The sequence below is a fragment of the Flavonifractor hominis genome, from assembly GCF_040095835.1.
GTDB classification, from domain to species: Bacteria; Bacillota; Clostridia; order Oscillospirales; family Oscillospiraceae; genus Flavonifractor; species Flavonifractor hominis.
This window is the reverse complement of the sequence record NZ_JBBMFT010000011.1, coordinates 34622-48401: the sequence shown is the minus strand read 5'-3', so window position 1 is coordinate 48401 and position 13780 is coordinate 34622. Positions and strand designations below refer to the sequence as shown.

At 69.5% G+C, this 13780-nt stretch carries 12 protein-coding genes, 1 tRNA gene and 2 pseudogenes; 4 read left to right on the top strand and 11 right to left on the bottom strand.

Features of this window, described 5'->3' with window-relative positions; all coding sequences use genetic code 11:
- Positions 1-71 precede the first annotated feature (71 nt).
- Positions 72-911 (top strand): GNAT family N-acetyltransferase, encoded by an 840-nt coding sequence (locus WMO45_RS12380; RefSeq protein ID WP_349141110.1) that lies wholly within the window; start codon positions 72-74, stop codon positions 909-911.
- Between the two features lie 56 nt (positions 912-967).
- Here the strand turns inward: WMO45_RS12380 and WMO45_RS12375 are convergent.
- The 7 genes and pseudogenes from WMO45_RS12375 to WMO45_RS12345 all read right to left on the bottom strand — a co-directional run bounded on the left by WMO45_RS12375 (position 968) and on the right by WMO45_RS12345 (position 7094).
- Positions 968-1044 (bottom strand) — tRNA-Arg (locus tag WMO45_RS12375).
- Positions 1045-1140: 96 nt separating this feature from the next.
- Positions 1141-3105: pseudogene (feoB, locus tag WMO45_RS12370) on the bottom strand (ferrous iron transporter B); the annotation flags it as partial.
- Between the two features lie 24 nt (positions 3106-3129).
- Positions 3130-3393 (bottom strand): hypothetical protein, encoded by a 264-nt coding sequence (locus WMO45_RS12365; RefSeq protein WP_349141109.1) that lies wholly within the window; start codon positions 3391-3393, stop codon positions 3130-3132.
- Positions 3394-3419: 26 nt separating this feature from the next.
- On the bottom strand, positions 3420-3593 hold the full coding sequence (locus WMO45_RS12360; protein WP_349141108.1) for a hypothetical protein: 174 nt from the start codon (positions 3591-3593) through the stop codon (positions 3420-3422).
- An 11-nt stretch (positions 3594-3604) separates the two neighbouring features.
- Positions 3605-4825, bottom strand: coding sequence for a collagen-like triple helix repeat-containing protein (locus WMO45_RS12355; protein WP_349141106.1), 1221 nt, complete (start codon positions 4823-4825; stop codon positions 3605-3607).
- A 157-nt stretch (positions 4826-4982) separates the two neighbouring features.
- The gene (locus WMO45_RS12350) at positions 4983-6902 is read right to left on the bottom strand and encodes an AAA family ATPase (protein ID WP_349141104.1); all 1920 of its coding nucleotides are present in this window, start codon (positions 6900-6902) and stop codon (positions 4983-4985) included.
- A 51-nt stretch (positions 6903-6953) separates the two neighbouring features.
- Positions 6954-7094, bottom strand: coding sequence for a hypothetical protein (locus tag WMO45_RS12345; RefSeq protein ID WP_349141103.1), 141 nt, complete (start codon positions 7092-7094; stop codon positions 6954-6956).
- An 87-nt stretch (positions 7095-7181) separates the two neighbouring features.
- On the opposite strand from WMO45_RS12345, the gene WMO45_RS12340 reads away from it, so the two are divergent.
- A complete protein-coding gene (locus tag WMO45_RS12340; RefSeq protein ID WP_349141102.1) occupies positions 7182-8492 on the top strand; it encodes a recombinase family protein in 1311 nt (436 codons plus the stop codon).
- A gap of 8 nt (positions 8493-8500) precedes the next feature.
- Here the strand turns inward: WMO45_RS12340 and WMO45_RS12335 are convergent.
- Positions 8501-8581, bottom strand: a pseudogene (locus WMO45_RS12335) (FeoB small GTPase domain-containing protein); the annotation flags it as partial.
- 14 nt (positions 8582-8595) lie between these two features.
- The gene (locus WMO45_RS12330; protein ID WP_349141101.1) at positions 8596-8832 is read right to left on the bottom strand and encodes a FeoA family protein; all 237 of its coding nucleotides are present in this window, start codon (positions 8830-8832) and stop codon (positions 8596-8598) included.
- Between the two features lie 111 nt (positions 8833-8943).
- Here WMO45_RS12330 and WMO45_RS12325 point away from each other — a divergent pair, with 111 nt between their 5' ends.
- On the top strand, positions 8944-9597 hold the full coding sequence (locus WMO45_RS12325) for a C40 family peptidase (protein WP_349141100.1): 654 nt from the start codon (positions 8944-8946) through the stop codon (positions 9595-9597).
- 82 nt (positions 9598-9679) lie between these two features.
- The gene (locus WMO45_RS12320; protein ID WP_349141099.1) at positions 9680-11044 is read left to right on the top strand and encodes an MATE family efflux transporter; all 1365 of its coding nucleotides are present in this window, start codon (positions 9680-9682) and stop codon (positions 11042-11044) included.
- A gap of 47 nt (positions 11045-11091) precedes the next feature.
- Here WMO45_RS12320 and WMO45_RS12315 read toward each other — a convergent pair whose 3' ends face one another.
- Together WMO45_RS12315 and WMO45_RS12310 are read right to left on the bottom strand one after the other, a co-directional pair.
- Positions 11092-12636: an O-antigen ligase family protein gene (locus WMO45_RS12315; RefSeq protein WP_349141098.1), complete on the bottom strand. Its 1545-nt coding sequence runs from the start codon at positions 12634-12636 to the stop codon at positions 11092-11094.
- Positions 12637-12657: 21 nt separating this feature from the next.
- Positions 12658-13764, bottom strand: coding sequence for a glycosyltransferase family 4 protein (locus WMO45_RS12310; protein WP_349141097.1), 1107 nt, complete (start codon positions 13762-13764; stop codon positions 12658-12660).
- Positions 13765-13780: the final 16 nt, after the last annotated feature.

Genomic DNA, 13780 nt, shown 5'->3' with positions numbered 1-13780 from the left:
CCCCTAGCATGGGGCGGTCAGACAAGCGGGCCTGTCCGGATGCACTTTTTGGGTGAGAAAGGAAGCACGCCATGTATACCTACAGCACGTTGGAGTCCCTGTGTGATTCCCAGCTGGCCCAGTGCCTCAGCCGGGCGTTTGGCGACTACTGTGTCTCCGTCCCGGCCGACGGGGCGGTGCTGCTCTCCCATCTGGAGGAGAGCGGCGTGGACCGGGCGGCGTCTTACGGCGCGTTCCGGGAGGGGCGGCTGATCGGCCTGCTTCTGAACGCCCAGGGGGAATACGGCGGGGAGCGCGCCGTGTTTGCCGTGGCCGCCGGGGTGGTCCCGGAGCACAGGGGGCGTCAGGTGTTCCACCATCTGCTGGCCCGGGCCGAAGGGGAGCTGGCGCGGCAGGGGGCGCAGGCCTATTATCTGGAAGTGCTGCGGCAAAACCGGGACGCCATCCGGCTGTACCAGGGGCTGGGCTTTTCGGTGGCGCGGGAGTATCAGATCCTGCGCTCGGCCCCGGCCGCGGGCGGGCCCGTCCCGCCACCGGCGGAGGAGACGGACCTTTCCCGCTTTGACCCGGGGGCGGCGGGGCACTGCCTTCTGGCGGAGCCGTCCTTTGAGCACACCACCGCCGTCCTGCTGCGCCGGGCGCGGCCTCCCCGGGTCCGGTACATGACCCGGCAGGGCCGCATCTCCGCCTTCTGCGTCTTTGACCAGGCCAGCGGGGCGGTCTTTCAGCTGGGATACGCGCATCTGCCCGATCTGGGCGCGCTGGTGCAGGGCCTGGTCTCGTCCTTCCCCGCCGTCACCGTGAAGAACCTTGACGTGGGCTATCCCCAGCTCCTCCGGCTGCTGAGCGGGTGCTCCTTCCAGGTGGTCGCCGGACAGTATGAGCTGCGCAAGCCCCTCTCCGGCGGGTGACCGGCCTCTCGCGGAGATAAAAAAAGAAGCACCTGCATTCGCAGGTGCTTCTTTTTTGGTACGCCCGAAGGGACTCGAACCCCCAGCCTTCAGAACCGGAATCTGACGCTCTATCCAATTGCGCTACGGGCGCGTCTGGCACAGCATGGGACATGCTCAACGTGCCAGATTATTATAGCAATGTTTTCCCGGTTTGTAAAGGGGCAATTTAAAATTTCTGTCCCCTGGGTTACGCCAGGCCCAACAGCCGGGCGGCGGAGGCGGTGAGGAAGCACACCGCCACTCCGGCCCCGGTGGGGATGGCCATGCCCAGCAGGGCCCAGCGCAGCCCGCCGCTCTCCTTGGCGATGGTCAGGCAGGTGGTGGAGCAGGGCCAGTGCATCAGGGAGAAGAGCAGGGTGCACACGGCGGTGAGGCCGTCCCAGCCGTTCTGGCAGAGCAGCTGGCGCAGGGCGTCCAGGCTCTCCATGTCCTGGAGGGTTCCGGTGGAGAGGTAGCCCATGAGCAGGATGGGGATGACGATCTCGTTGGCGGGGAAGCCCAGCAAAAAGGCCATGAGGATGACCCCGTCCAGACCGATCAGCCGGGCGAAGGGGTCGAGGAAGCCGGTGCACCAGGCCAGCAGGCTCTGTCCGCCCACGGAGAGGTTGGCGCACACCCAGATGAGCAGCCCGGCGGGGGCGGCCACGGCGGCGGCCCTGCCCAGGACGAAGAGGGTGCGGTCCAGCACCGAGCGGACCACCACCTGCCCCACCCGTGGGCGGCGGTAGGGGGGCAGCTCCAGGGTAAAGGCGGAGGGGGTGCCCCGCAGCAGGGTGGCGCTGAGCAGGCGGGAGACCAGCAGGGTCATCCCCAGCCCCACCAGGAGGATGCCGGTGAGCCCGGCTGCTGCGGCCAGGCCCTGCCACACGCCGCCGCCGGTGCCCACGAAGAACATGGTGAACACGGCGATGAGGGTGGGAAAGCGGCCGTTGCAGGGCATGAAGTTGTTGGTAAGTATGGCGATCATCCGCTCTCTCGGGGAGTCGATGATGCGGCAGCCCACCACCCCGGCGGCGTTGCAGCCCAGGCCCAGGCACATGGTGAGGGCCTGTTTGCCGCAGGCCCGGGCCTTCTGGAAGGCGTGGTCCAGCACGAAGGCCACCCTGGGCAGGTAGCCCAGATCCTCCAGCAGGGTGAACAGGGGGAAGAAGATGGCCATGGGGGGCAGCATGACGGACACCACCCAGGCCAGGGTGCGGTAGGCCCCCAGCACCAGGGCCCCGTGGAGCCACTCGGGGGCGCCCGCGGCGCGGAACAGGGCGCTGAGGGCGTCCTGGACCCAAAACAGGGCCTGGGAGAGCAGCTGGGAGGGGTAGTTGGCCCCCTGCAGGGTGAGCCAGAACACCCCGGCCAGCAGCAGCAGCATGATGGGGATGCCGGTGCTGCGCTGGGTGAGCAGCCGGTCCAGCCTCCGCTGCCAGCGGTCGGTGTCGCCGGTGCGGGTGACGGCGGCGGCGGCCAGGGTCTCGGCGGTCCCCACCTGGGCGGCGGCCACGGCGGCGGCCAGCGCCTGCCGGTCCAGTCCGGCCCGGACCAGCCCGTCCCGGGCCTGTTCCAGGGCGCTTTGCAGCTGGGGGTCCTCCCCCGCCCAGTCCCCCAGGGCGGCCAGCAGGGTGCCGTCCTCCTCCAGCAGGCGCAGGGCGGCCCACCGGGCCCGCCTGGGGTCGTTCACGTGGCGCTGGACCAGCGGGCGCAGGGAGGAAAGGGCGAACTCCACCGCCGGGGGGTAGCGCACCGGGTCGCCGGGCCGGGGGGGCCGGTCGATGACCCCTTCCACCGCGGCCAGCAGCGCCTCCAGCCCCTCCCCCCGTCCGGCGGCGGTGCCCACCACCGGCACGCCCAGCTGCTCCTCCAGCCGGGCCAGGTCCACCCGGATGCCCCGGCGGGCGGCCTCATCCAGCAGGTTGACGCACACTACCGTGCGCGCCTCCAGCTCCAGGGTCTGCAGCACCAGGCTGAGGCTGCGCTCCAGGCAGGTGGCGTCGCACACCACCACGGCGGCGTCGGCTCCCCCCGCGCACAGGAAGTCCCGGGCCACCTCCTCCTCGGCGGAGTGGGCCCGCAGGGAATAGGTGCCCGGCAGGTCCACCAGCTGGTAGCGCCGCCCGCGGAAGGTGCACGCTCCCTGGGCGGTGCCCACGGTTTTGCCCGGCCAGTTGCCGGTGGGCCGGGCGCGCTATGGCGAAGGCCCTCCCTTCCGCTCCAGCACGCCCAGCCGCCGCTCATGCTCCTCGATGCGCCGGTCCTGCTCCTCGTTGTGCTCCCAGATGCGCCGGTGGCTCTCCTGGCTGTGCCGGGCCTGCTCCTCCAGCTCCCGCTCCAGGCGCTCCACCACCACGGTCAGCCGGGTGATGGAGCCGGTGAGGGAGGTCAGGGGCTTGAGGATGGCGCCCCCCAGCCCGACCAGGGCGATGATGACGGTGACGACGGTCCACTCCATGGCTCATCCCGCCCCCCGTGCGCGCCTCATGCCCGCAGCCCTTCCTCCAGGGCCTGCTCCAGGGCGGCCACCCGGTCCTCCAGGGTGGGGGCGGCCTGCTCCGCCTGGGCGGCCTGCCAGCGGCGGGCCTCCTCTTCCGTCACCGTGTGCTCCACCAGCGCCCCGTCGATCCAATAGGTCAGTTTCTCTCCCGCGTTCATCCTGTCACCTCCTATACCAGCTTCCAAAGGGTCAGCTCCGAACCGGCAGGAATTGTCTTTCCCTCACTGGAATACATCATCAGCTTGACCACCGCGTCGATCTGCTCACCCCTGCCCTCTCTTGCTCGGAATGCGGTGCCCGCGGTGGTCCCCACCTCTGCAAATCCGACCACGTCTCTCCCGCCTACCCAAAAAGACAGGCGCGTCCAGGTCAGGTTTATTGCATCTGTGCCGCTGACCACACTCGCGGTGCGGATGCCGCCGGTATACTGACTCATACTGCTCGGCCCCACCTTGGCGTAAATATTCTGTCCCTTGTTGGCCTCGTCGGTTTCCACAAAGAGATATACGGCATACAGGCCGTCGCCGAGCTGGTCAATGCTCTTGCTGTACAGCGCCGCGCTGCCGTCCGAGACGATCTGAGCCAGCAGACGGGGAGCGGCTCCGCTCCCCGCGCCCAGGGCGGACCACACCGCCGCGCCATCGGCTACAGCGAGCACCTTGCCCTCGTCCTCCGCCGTGATGGCGGGCACTCCGGCTCCATCCTTTCCCGGCTGGCCCTGGGCGCCCGGCTCTCCGGGGTCGCCCTTTTCCCCCTTTGGCCCCTCCGGTCCCTGGGGCCCCGGCTCACCCTGGGGGCCGGGCTCGCCCGGTTCCCCCTTTTCCCCCTGGGGGCCCGGTTCCCCCTGGGGGCCCTGTGGGCCCGGCTCGCCCTGGGGACCCTGGGGTCCGGGCGGGCCCTCGGGGCCCACCGACACATCGGGCAGGGGCAGCTGGCTCTCCCCATAGGTCTCCGCCTCCAGGTCCCACACCTGCCAGTACCCGTTGTCCCCGGGGATGGGCGGGTGGGCGTTTAACTCCCGGATGCGCGCCTCGGCCTGGGAAAATGCGCTGGGCAGCGTGGGCCACTGCGCGTCCCCGGACAAGGAGGGCGGGATGAACACCGCCACCGGGTTGGTGTGGCGCACTGTCTCCCCCCGGGTGCCCCGCAGCTGGAGGGTGTAGAGCCCGCCCAGCGCCAGCGTCTCTCCGGTGAGCAGCGCCTCGGCGCCCCCCTCCGCCGCCGTCAGGGCCAGGATGTCCAGGTGGTCCCCCGCCTGGATGAGCAGGTCCCACGTCCAGCCCTGGGGCAGCTCCCCGGTGATGGACAGGACCCGTCCCCGGTCGTACTGCCGGGCCAGGATCTCCCCCGCTTCGGGCGGGATGAGGGTCCACGCGTCAAATCGGATCATACGAAATTCCTCCCTTCACCCTCCCTGTTCCACCGGCTTTTGTTGCACACTGCCGGGCAACCGGGCGGGGAAACCCGAAGGCGGCGGCCTGTCCGCCTTCGGTTTCCCCCCGTAGGGGGGAGGGTTTCCTTCCCGGGGCGGAAGGGGTCTTTTTCCCTCATTTCCGCTCCACCACGCCCCCCTCCACCCGGAAGCGGCCGTGCTCCTTCAGCCGGCTGCGCACCGTCTTTGGGGTGACCCCCAGGTGGTCGGCCAGCTCGGCCACCGTGGTCCGCCCCTCCCGGGCGCAGGCCGCGAAGGCCCCCTCCACCGACTGCCGCCGCTGCTCCCGCCGCTGCCGGGCGGCTCCGGCGCCGGGGTGCTTCCGTCCCCCCTCCGGGTCCAGTCCGGCCAGCACCCCCTCCCGGTCGGGGCGGTGGATGGGGTGCTCGAACCAGAGGTCCACCGGCGGAAAGGGGGGAAATTCCCGCAGCGTTCCCTCCACCCGCCAGGCCGTCCGCCCCGCCGGGGCGCGCTCACCGGGCAGCTCCTCCACCGGCAGCTGGATGAAGTCCAGCAGCGCGTCCGGGTCCCGGGCGAACACCCCGGAGCCCGAGGCCCGGTCCATGGAGCGCTTTGCCCCCTGGCTGCCCTTGGAGTGGTGGTGGCAGTAGATCACCGCGCAGCCCAGCCGGGCGCACAGCCGGTCGAACTGGCCGCAGAAGGCGGCCATCTGGTCGGCGGCGTTCTCGTCGCCAGTGATGACCTTGTAGATGGGGTCCAGCACCACGGCCAGGTAGTCCCCCGGCCGGGCCCGGGCCAGCAGGGCGTCCACCAGCTTGTCCAGCGGACAGCTGCGCCCCCGCAGGTGCCACAGCTCCACCGGGTGGGTGCAGGGCAGGCCCAGGGCCCGCCGCACGTCGGCAAAGCGGCGCTCGCAGGAGCGCTTGTCCAGCTCCAGGTTGACGTAGAGCACCCGGCCCTGGGCGCAGGGGAAGCCCAGCCAGCTGCCCCCCTCGGCGATGGCAATGCACAGCTGGATGAGGGCGTAGGACTTGCCCGCCTTGGAGGGCCCGGCCAGCAGCAGCTTGTGGCCCTGCCGCAGCACCCCCTGGATGAGGGGCGGAGCCAGGGGCTCCAGCTCCCCCTCGGGCTTTTCGCGGGTGAAGGGGGGCAGGCCGTCCTTCTGGGCCTCCATCCAGGCCCGCCACGCCTGCCAGGAGGGCTGGCCCAGGCCGGTGGCCAGCAGCCGCTGGCGGCCCGCCCCCCGGGCCACCCCGGGCATGCGGGACAGGCGGGAGGGGTTGCGGTTCTGCCGGTCCACCTCCAGCCCGCCCCGGCGGCAGGCCTCGTAGAGGTAATCCACCCGGCGGCGGTACTCCTCCCGGTCGGCGGCGTCCACACGCACGATGGCGTGCAGGCTCTTGCCGCCGGAGTGGACCAGGCAGGCCACCGGCAGCTGTAAGGCCCGGATGGCCTCGTACTGCCGCTGGATGGGCATGCTGTCCGACTCCACCAGCGCGTAGCGGAAGGCGGTCACGTTCTCGTCCTTACACCCCTTCCCGTCCAGGGGGTTGAAGCGGATCCAGGCCCCCGCCTCCCGCCGCAGGGGCCCCAGGGCCCGCTCCAGGTCCCCGCCGCAGTGCTCCAGGGCCTGGATGAGTTCCCCGGCGGTGCGGTCCCAGCGGCCCCGGCCGGGGAGCCACCGGCCCTCCCGCTGCCAGCACTCGGCCACGTAGCCCACCCGCTCCTCCGGGGCGAAGAGGGCCCGCAGATAGCGCGCCAGCTCCTCCGCCGGGCCCTCCCGGGGCGGCTGCCCCTCCTCCTCCCGCCAGCCCTGCCGGCGGGCCATGTGCAGCACGGTGCCGGCGGTGACCGGGTGGCCGCTGCCCCGAAAGCTGTTCCACTTGCGCTCGCATTCCCCGGGGCGGTAGCGGGCCGGGTCCCGGCGGCTCCAGGCCGCCCAGTCCTCCGGCCGTCCCCCGGCCTGCTTGAGGGCCATACCCACCCGCAGCCAGTCTTCATAGTCCAGCCCCGCCGGGTCCAGATGCTCCATGGCCCGGGCCAGGCGGTCCAGGCCGGTTGCTTCATCCTGCATCTCTCGCTCCTCCTCTCCGGCCCGCCCAAAGGGGCAGGGCGGGCCCGCAACCTACCCGGGCCCGCCCTGTTTTGTTGCACGCCGGCGTACAGCTACCGCCTGCACCTCCACCCGTCGCTCCCGCTGCCAGCTCAGCAGCTCCCCCAGCACCGCCGCCGTCCGGGCGGGGTCGGGGCCGTGGTCCTGCGCCATATCCGCCACCTCCCGGGGCCATTGTATGCGCCCGGCCCCGTTCTGTTTCCCCCGACGGGGCGTATGCTGGCATAGGAGGTGAGGCACATGGAGCAGGAGACCCAAGCCGGCCTGCGGGCGGGGCTGTACATCCGGGTCAGCACCGAGGAGCAGGCCCAGCACGGCCTGTCCCTGCCCGACCAGCGGGCGGCGCTGGAGGCCTACGCCGCCGGCCACGGCCTGACGGTGGCGGGGGTGTACGCCGACGAGGGCATCTCGGCCCGCAAGGGCTACCGCAAGCGCCCGGCCCTGCTGCGGCTGCTGGAGGACGTGGCGGCGGGCCGGGTGGAGCTGGTGCTCTTCACCCGGCTGGACCGGTGGTTCCGCAGCGTGGGGGACTACTACGAGGTCCAGCGGGTGCTGGACGGGGCGGGGGCCCGCTGGCGGGCCATCCGGGAGGACTACGAGACGGTGACGGCCTCGGGGCGGCTGAAGGTGAACATCATGCTCTCGGTGGCCCAGGACGAGGCCGACCGGACGGGGGAGCGCATCCGCGCGGTGTTCGAGGGCAAGCGGGCCCGTGGGGAGGTGCTCAGCGGCAAGGTGCCCCTGGGCTACCGGATCGAGGGGGGCCGTCTGGCGGTGGACCCGGCGTCGGCGGCGGTGGTGGCCGACCTGTTCGGGCAGTATACGGCCCTGCGCTCGGTGGGCGCGGTGCGGCGGTACCTGCTGGAGCGCTACGGCCTGGCGTACAGCGACAGCGGCCTGCGGGGCCTGCTGTCCAACCCCCGCTACATGGGGGCGCTGGGGGCCCCGGCCATCGTGGACGCCGAGCGCTTCCGTCTGGTCCAGCAGCTGCGGCAGCAGCGGTCCCAGCGAGCGGCGGAGGGCGGGCGGGTGTACCTCTTCACGGGGCTTGCCTTCTGCGCCGAGTGCGGCCGCCGCCTGAGCGGGCACACGGTGTCGGGCAAGTACATCTACTACCGCTGCACCCGGTATGAGACCCTCCACCTGTGTCCCCACCGGCGGCGCACCGGGGAGGGGGCGCTGGAGGAGGCCCTGACCGCGGCCCTGGCGGAGGGGCTGGCCCCCTGGGCGCCGCGGGTGCGCCAGGCCCCGGCGGCGGAGGACCCGGAGCCGGCCCGGGCCCGGGCCCGGCGGAAGCTGGAGAAGCTCCAGGACCTCTACCTCAACGACCTGATGGACCGCGCCTCCTACGCCCGCTGCTACGCCGCCCTGCGCCCGGCGCTGGAGGCCCCGCCCCTCCCCGCCCCGGCGGAGGAGGATGCGGCGGAGAGCTGGGTGGGGCTGTACCGGCAGCTGTCCCGGCCGCTGAAAAAGCAGTTCTGGGCCCGGGTGGCCGAGGGGGTGGACGTGAGTCAGGACGGGGCCTTTCACGTGCGCTGGCGTTCGCCATAGCAGCGCCGGCCGGTATGCTGGCGCAGGCCCGTCAGGGCGTTGAAGACGGTGGACTTGCCCACGTTGGGGTTGCCGGCCAGGGCCACGACCCGCTCTTCCCCGCTCACGGCTCTCCCTCCAGGCGCACGCCGGCGGCGTCCCGGCTGCGCAGGGCGATGACCGCCCCCCGGATGAGGTAGGCCGCCGGATCCCCGGCGGGGCTTTTGGCGGTGCAGGTCACCGCCGTGCCCGGGATCAGGCCCAGGTCCAGCAGCCGCCGCTGCAGGTCGGGCCGGGCGGCGACGGCCTCCACGCGGGCGCTCTGGCCCACCTGGAGCATATTTAAGGAAAGGGTACTCATACTTCCGTTCTCCTTGTCATACAGGTGAAGGTGGGGGGAAGCCATGGCCTCCCCCACCCTATCTTATTGTAAGGCGTCTCAATGGGTGCCTTGTCCGGGAGGAGGAGGGGGATGAAGGTCCGACGGGTCCTTTCCGTGCTGCTGCTGGCGGCGGGGATGCTGCTGCCGGGGGCGCTGTGCCGTCCGGCCCCGGCGCTGCCGGACAGCCCGGCGGCCCGGGCCATCCGGGCGGCCCTTCCGGCGGAGCTGGACCCGCTGCGCCGCCGGGTGGTGGAAGCGGGCGCGGCCCTGCTGGGCCGGGTGGATTACTTCTGGGGTGGCAAATCGGAGGCGGTGGGCTGGGACCGCCGCTGGGGGACGGCAACGGTGGTGGACGCGCCGGGCAGCTCCACCACCGGCCAGTGCCTGCCCTTCGGCCTGGACTGCTCGGGGTTTGTCAGCTGGTGCGCCGTCACCGCCGCGGAGGACCCGGCGGCGGGGGCGGTGATGGGCAGCGGCGTGTCCGGCCAGTGGGCCGCCTGCACCCCGGTGGACTGGGAGCAGGCCCAGCCGGGGGATCTGGCCTTCTTCCCCGACCTGTCCCACGTGGGGGTGGTGGCCGGGCCCCCGGCGGAGGGGGCGCTGCCCGTGCTCCACTGCTCCAGCAGTCTGGGGGGCGTGGTCTGCTCGCCGGACGCCGCCGCCGCCGGTTTTACCGCCATCGGCCGGCCGGAGTTCTACAGTTTCTACAAAAATGCGATAGAATCGGACAAAGGGATTGACTGACCATCCCACATCGGATAAAATAGTCTGCCGCGGCAAAACGCTGCGGCTGCTTTTTTTGTGTGTTTGTTTCGGGAGGTTGGTTATGTCAGAAAACAAAATGGGCGTCATGCCGGTGCGGCGGCTGGTGGTCTCCATGTCGCTGCCCATGATGATCTCCATGCTGGTCCAGGCCCTGTACAACGTGGTGGACAGCTACTTTGTGGCCAAGATCAGCGAAAACGCCCTGACGGCGGTGGGGATCGCCTTTCCCTTTCAGAACCTGATGATCGCCGTGGGCGTGGGCACCGGCGTGGGCGTCAACGCCCTGCTCTCCCGCAGTCTGGGCGAGCGCAATTATGAGACGGCCAACCACGCCGCGGAAAACGGCATCTTTCTGGCGGTGGTGAGCACGCTGGTGTTCATGGTCCTGGCCCTGACCCTGGCCGGGCCCTTCTTCGCCATCCAGACCGACATCCCCGACATCGTGGAGCAGGGCGCGGTCTACATGCGCATCTGCGGCGGGCTGTCGGTGGGTCTGTTCCTGGAGATCATGCTGGAGCGGCTGCTCCAGGCCACCGGGCGCACCTTCTACACCATGATCACCCAGGGCACCGGCGCCATCATCAACATCGTCATGGACCCGGTGCTCATCTTCGGCCTTGGGCCCTTCCCGGCCATGGGCGTGGCGGGGGCCGCGGCGGCCACCGTGCTGGGGCAGATCGTGGCGGCCATCCTGGCCCTGGTGTTCAACCTGACCCGCAACCACGACATCCACCCCAGCTTCCGCGCCTTCCGGCCCAACGGCAGCGTGATCCGGCGCATCTACGCCGTGGGCGCGCCCTCCATCCTGCTCAACGCCATCAGCTCGGTGATGACCTTCGGCATGAACCAGATCCTCATCGCCTTCTCCTCCACCGCGGTGGCGGTGTTCAACGTCTACTTCAAGCTGCAGAGCTTCGTGTTCATGCCGGTGTTCGGGCTGAACAACGGCATGGTGCCCATCGTCTCCTACAACTACGGCGCCCGCAAGCGCCGCCGCCTGGTGGAGACCGTCCGCTTCAGCGCCATCCTGGCGGTGGCCATCATGCTGGCGGGACTGATCGTGATCCAGCTCATCCCCGGCCCCATCCTGGGCCTGTTCGAGGCGTCGGACGCCATGCTGGCCATCGGCATCCCCGCCCTGCGGATCATCAGCCTGTGCTTCCTGTTCGCCGGGTTCAACATCATCTGTTCGTCCACCTTCCAGGCCCTGGGCAACGGGGTGCTGAGCATGATCATCTCCTTTGTCCGTCAGCTGGTGGTGCTGCTGCCCGCGGCCTTCCTGCTCTCCCTCACGGGCAATGTGGCCGCCGTGTGGTGGGCCTTCCCCATCGCGGAGATCGCCTCGCTGCTGCTGTGCGTGTGCTTTCTGCGGCACATCTATTACAACGTGGTCCTGCCCCTGGGGGACGAAGAAAAAACCGCATGACAAACAAAAGGGCCGGTCCCAAATGGGACCGGCCCTTTGCTGTTTTCTTACGCAGTTTCGGTATTCTCGCTCTTCTGGCGGCTCAGCTTGACGCAGGCGGCGATGATGCCGAAGAGGAACCAGTAGGTGAACATATTGCGGGCATAGAACCAGGTGTACTCGGCCAGGCCCACCACCAAAATGCCGCAGAAGGCGCCGATGGCGGCGGCCAGCATGCGCCGCAGGCGCACGTCGGTGGCGGCGCAGAAGCGCTTGACGCCGGTCTTGAGCTGCCAGACCAGCAGGGCCAGGAAGGACAGGATGCCCCAGATGCCCGTCTCGCCCCACATCTGCAGATAGTTGTTGTGGGTGTGGATGGGGTAGGAGCCGTCGAAGTTGGTGGGGTAGGTCTGGAAGACCTTCTTCATCACGTCGCTGCCCAGGCCCACGCCCCGGACCCAGTAGTCCTCCATGAGGTTCTTGGTGGTGTCGTAGATGCCGAAGCGGTACTGGACGGAGCTGTCGTCGCTGGCCTGGAAGATGGTGAGGATGCGGTTGTAGATGGTCTCAGGCAGGAAGGGGATGGCGGCCAGGCCCAGCACCAGCAGCACGGGCAGCCAGCGCCAGTTCACCAGGGCCACAAAGACCACCACCGCGCAGACCAGGCCGATCCAGCTGGCCCGGCCGTAGGTGAAGCCGATGGCGGCCACGCCCAGGCCCAGGGAGATCAGGCTGAGCAGCTTGCCCCGCCAGCGGGAGTTGAGGAAGAGGGCCAGGTCCAGGGGCAGGAGCATCTCCAGCTGCTCGGCGAAGTTGTTGGGGTTGTCGAAGAAGGAGTAGACCCGCCCGGGCATGCCGGCGTTGAGGGTCATATCCTGCTGGGAGGGGACGATGTCCACCCCGATGTAGCCCTGGTAGCAGCCGTAGAGGGCGGCCACCGAGATGCCCACCACGGCCAGGGAGACCATGAGCTGGAGCTGCTCGTACTTGTGGATGGAGCTGACCACCAGCAGCACCAGCAGGAAGCTGGTCAGGTGGAAGGCGAAGAAGCGCAGGGACAGGTGGGTGGACAGGGAGCCCAGCAGGGCCACGCAGATGAAGCCCATGTAGATGGTCATGTAGGGTCCCAGGGTGTCCAGCTCCAGCCGGTACTGCCGCCGGGAGGCGCTGCCCACCACGAACAGCCCGGTGAGGGCCATGGCGCCCAGCAGGCCGTAGAGGTTGTTCCACATGGCGTGGGGGGCCATGAGCATGACCAGCATGAACAGGCCCAAAAAGAAGAAGCTGGCGCCTCCCAGCGCGCCCATCAGGCGGCAGAAGAGGCTGGCGTCCCACACCCGCCGTCCGGCCCGGTAGACGGCCTTGAAGAGGGCGCAGGGGATGTTGATCAGCCCCGTGAACAGGCGGCAGGCCAGGCTGTCGGGCCAGGCTTTGGGCACCCGCCCCTCCCGCCAGAAGAAGGTCCAGATGGCGCTGTGCTCCGTCCCCCGGCGGGCCAGCGCCTCCAGCCGGTCACAGGCCCGGCCCAGCACGCTGTTGCTCCCCGCCTGCTTCACAGCCAGCCACAGGGCCAGGAAAAAGCGCAGGATCAAGCTGTTTTCTGTAATCTGCATCAACGTTTCTACTCCTTGGAATCAGTCGTGGAGCGCCTTTTCATAGACGCCGTAGGTGGCCCGGGCCATCTTGTGGACCTCGAACTTGTCCTCGATGGTCTTGCGGGCGTTCTCCCGGCAGCGGGCGGCGAAGGCCGGGTCCTCCAGGAAACACTTCATGGCCACGGCCATGGAGTCGGGGTTGTCGTACTCCACCAGCATGCCGCAGCCGGCCTCGTCGTTGACGATGTCGGAGTTGCCCCCCATGTCGGTGGCGATGACGGGCAGCCCGGCGGCCATGGCCTCGATGATGAGGAAGGACAGGGCCTCGTGCCGGGAGGAGTTGACGTACAGGTCGGAGCCCTTGTAGAGGTTCTTGATGTCCTTGCGGAAGCCGATGAACTTCACCTGTTCCTCCAGCCCCAGCTCTTTCACCTGCTGCTTGGTGGGCTCCAGCAGGGGGCCGTCCCCGGCCAGCACCAGGGTGAAGGGCACCGCCGTCAGCTCGGTCAGGCGCTTGACCGAGTCGATGAGGTACTTGTGGCCCTTGTCGTCGGCAAAGCGGGAGGCGCACAGCATGACGAACCGGTCCTCAGGCAGGCCCAGCTCGGCGCGCAGGGTGGACTCGGAGCGGTCCCCGGCCCAGGCGTCCAGATCCACGGCGTTGAAGATGACCTGAATGCGGTCCCCGCTCCAGCCGTTGGCGATGAGCTGCTCCTTCCCCTTGTTGCACACGGCGATCATCTGGTCCTGGCGCTTGTCCATGATGCGGTTGGAGAAGCGGGTGACGAAGTCGTTGGCCAGCACGAAGTGGTTGGTGTAGACCACCCGGATCTTGGGGTTGTACTTTTTGGCCAGCAGGGCGGTGTAGTGTTCCCGCAGGTAGTGGCAGTGGATGAGCTCGATGTCCCACTCCCGGCACAGCTCGGCCAGCTGTCTGGCGGCCTTTTTGTCGAAGCGGCGGCGCATCTCCACCCGGCGGCAGGGCACGCCCATGCTCTCCAGCCGCTCCACCAGCAGTCCGCCCTCGTTGTAGGCGAAGAAGGGCTGGACCAGTCCGTCGGCGGACAGGTATTTCACCAGGGTCTCCACATACCGCTCGGTGCCCGCCTTACCGGCGAAGTTGAGCAGATAGAGCACCTTCATCATGAAGGATACCCCCCTT

Coding starts and splice junctions, on each gene's coding strand:
- WMO45_RS12380 (WP_349141110.1), top strand. CDS start 72: ATGTATACCTACAGCACGTTGGAGTCCCTGTGTGATTCCCAGCTGGCC.
- WMO45_RS12365 (WP_349141109.1), bottom strand. CDS start 3,393: ATGGAGTGGACCGTCGTCACCGTCATCATCGCCCTGGTCGGGCTGGGG.
- WMO45_RS12360 (WP_349141108.1), bottom strand. CDS start 3,593: ATGAACGCGGGAGAGAAACTGACCTATTGGATCGACGGGGCGCTGGTG.
- WMO45_RS12355 (WP_349141106.1), bottom strand. CDS start 4,825: ATGATCCGATTTGACGCGTGGACCCTCATCCCGCCCGAAGCGGGGGAG.
- WMO45_RS12350 (WP_349141104.1), bottom strand. CDS start 6,902: ATGCAGGATGAAGCAACCGGCCTGGACCGCCTGGCCCGGGCCATGGAG.
- WMO45_RS12345 (WP_349141103.1), bottom strand. CDS start 7,094: ATGGCGCAGGACCACGGCCCCGACCCCGCCCGGACGGCGGCGGTGCTG.
- WMO45_RS12340 (WP_349141102.1), top strand. CDS start 7,182: ATGGAGCAGGAGACCCAAGCCGGCCTGCGGGCGGGGCTGTACATCCGG.
- WMO45_RS12330 (WP_349141101.1), bottom strand. CDS start 8,832: ATGAGTACCCTTTCCTTAAATATGCTCCAGGTGGGCCAGAGCGCCCGC.
- WMO45_RS12325 (WP_349141100.1), top strand. CDS start 8,944: ATGAAGGTCCGACGGGTCCTTTCCGTGCTGCTGCTGGCGGCGGGGATG.
- WMO45_RS12320 (WP_349141099.1), top strand. CDS start 9,680: ATGTCAGAAAACAAAATGGGCGTCATGCCGGTGCGGCGGCTGGTGGTC.
- WMO45_RS12315 (WP_349141098.1), bottom strand. CDS start 12,636: ATGCAGATTACAGAAAACAGCTTGATCCTGCGCTTTTTCCTGGCCCTG.
- WMO45_RS12310 (WP_349141097.1), bottom strand. CDS start 13,764: ATGATGAAGGTGCTCTATCTGCTCAACTTCGCCGGTAAGGCGGGCACC.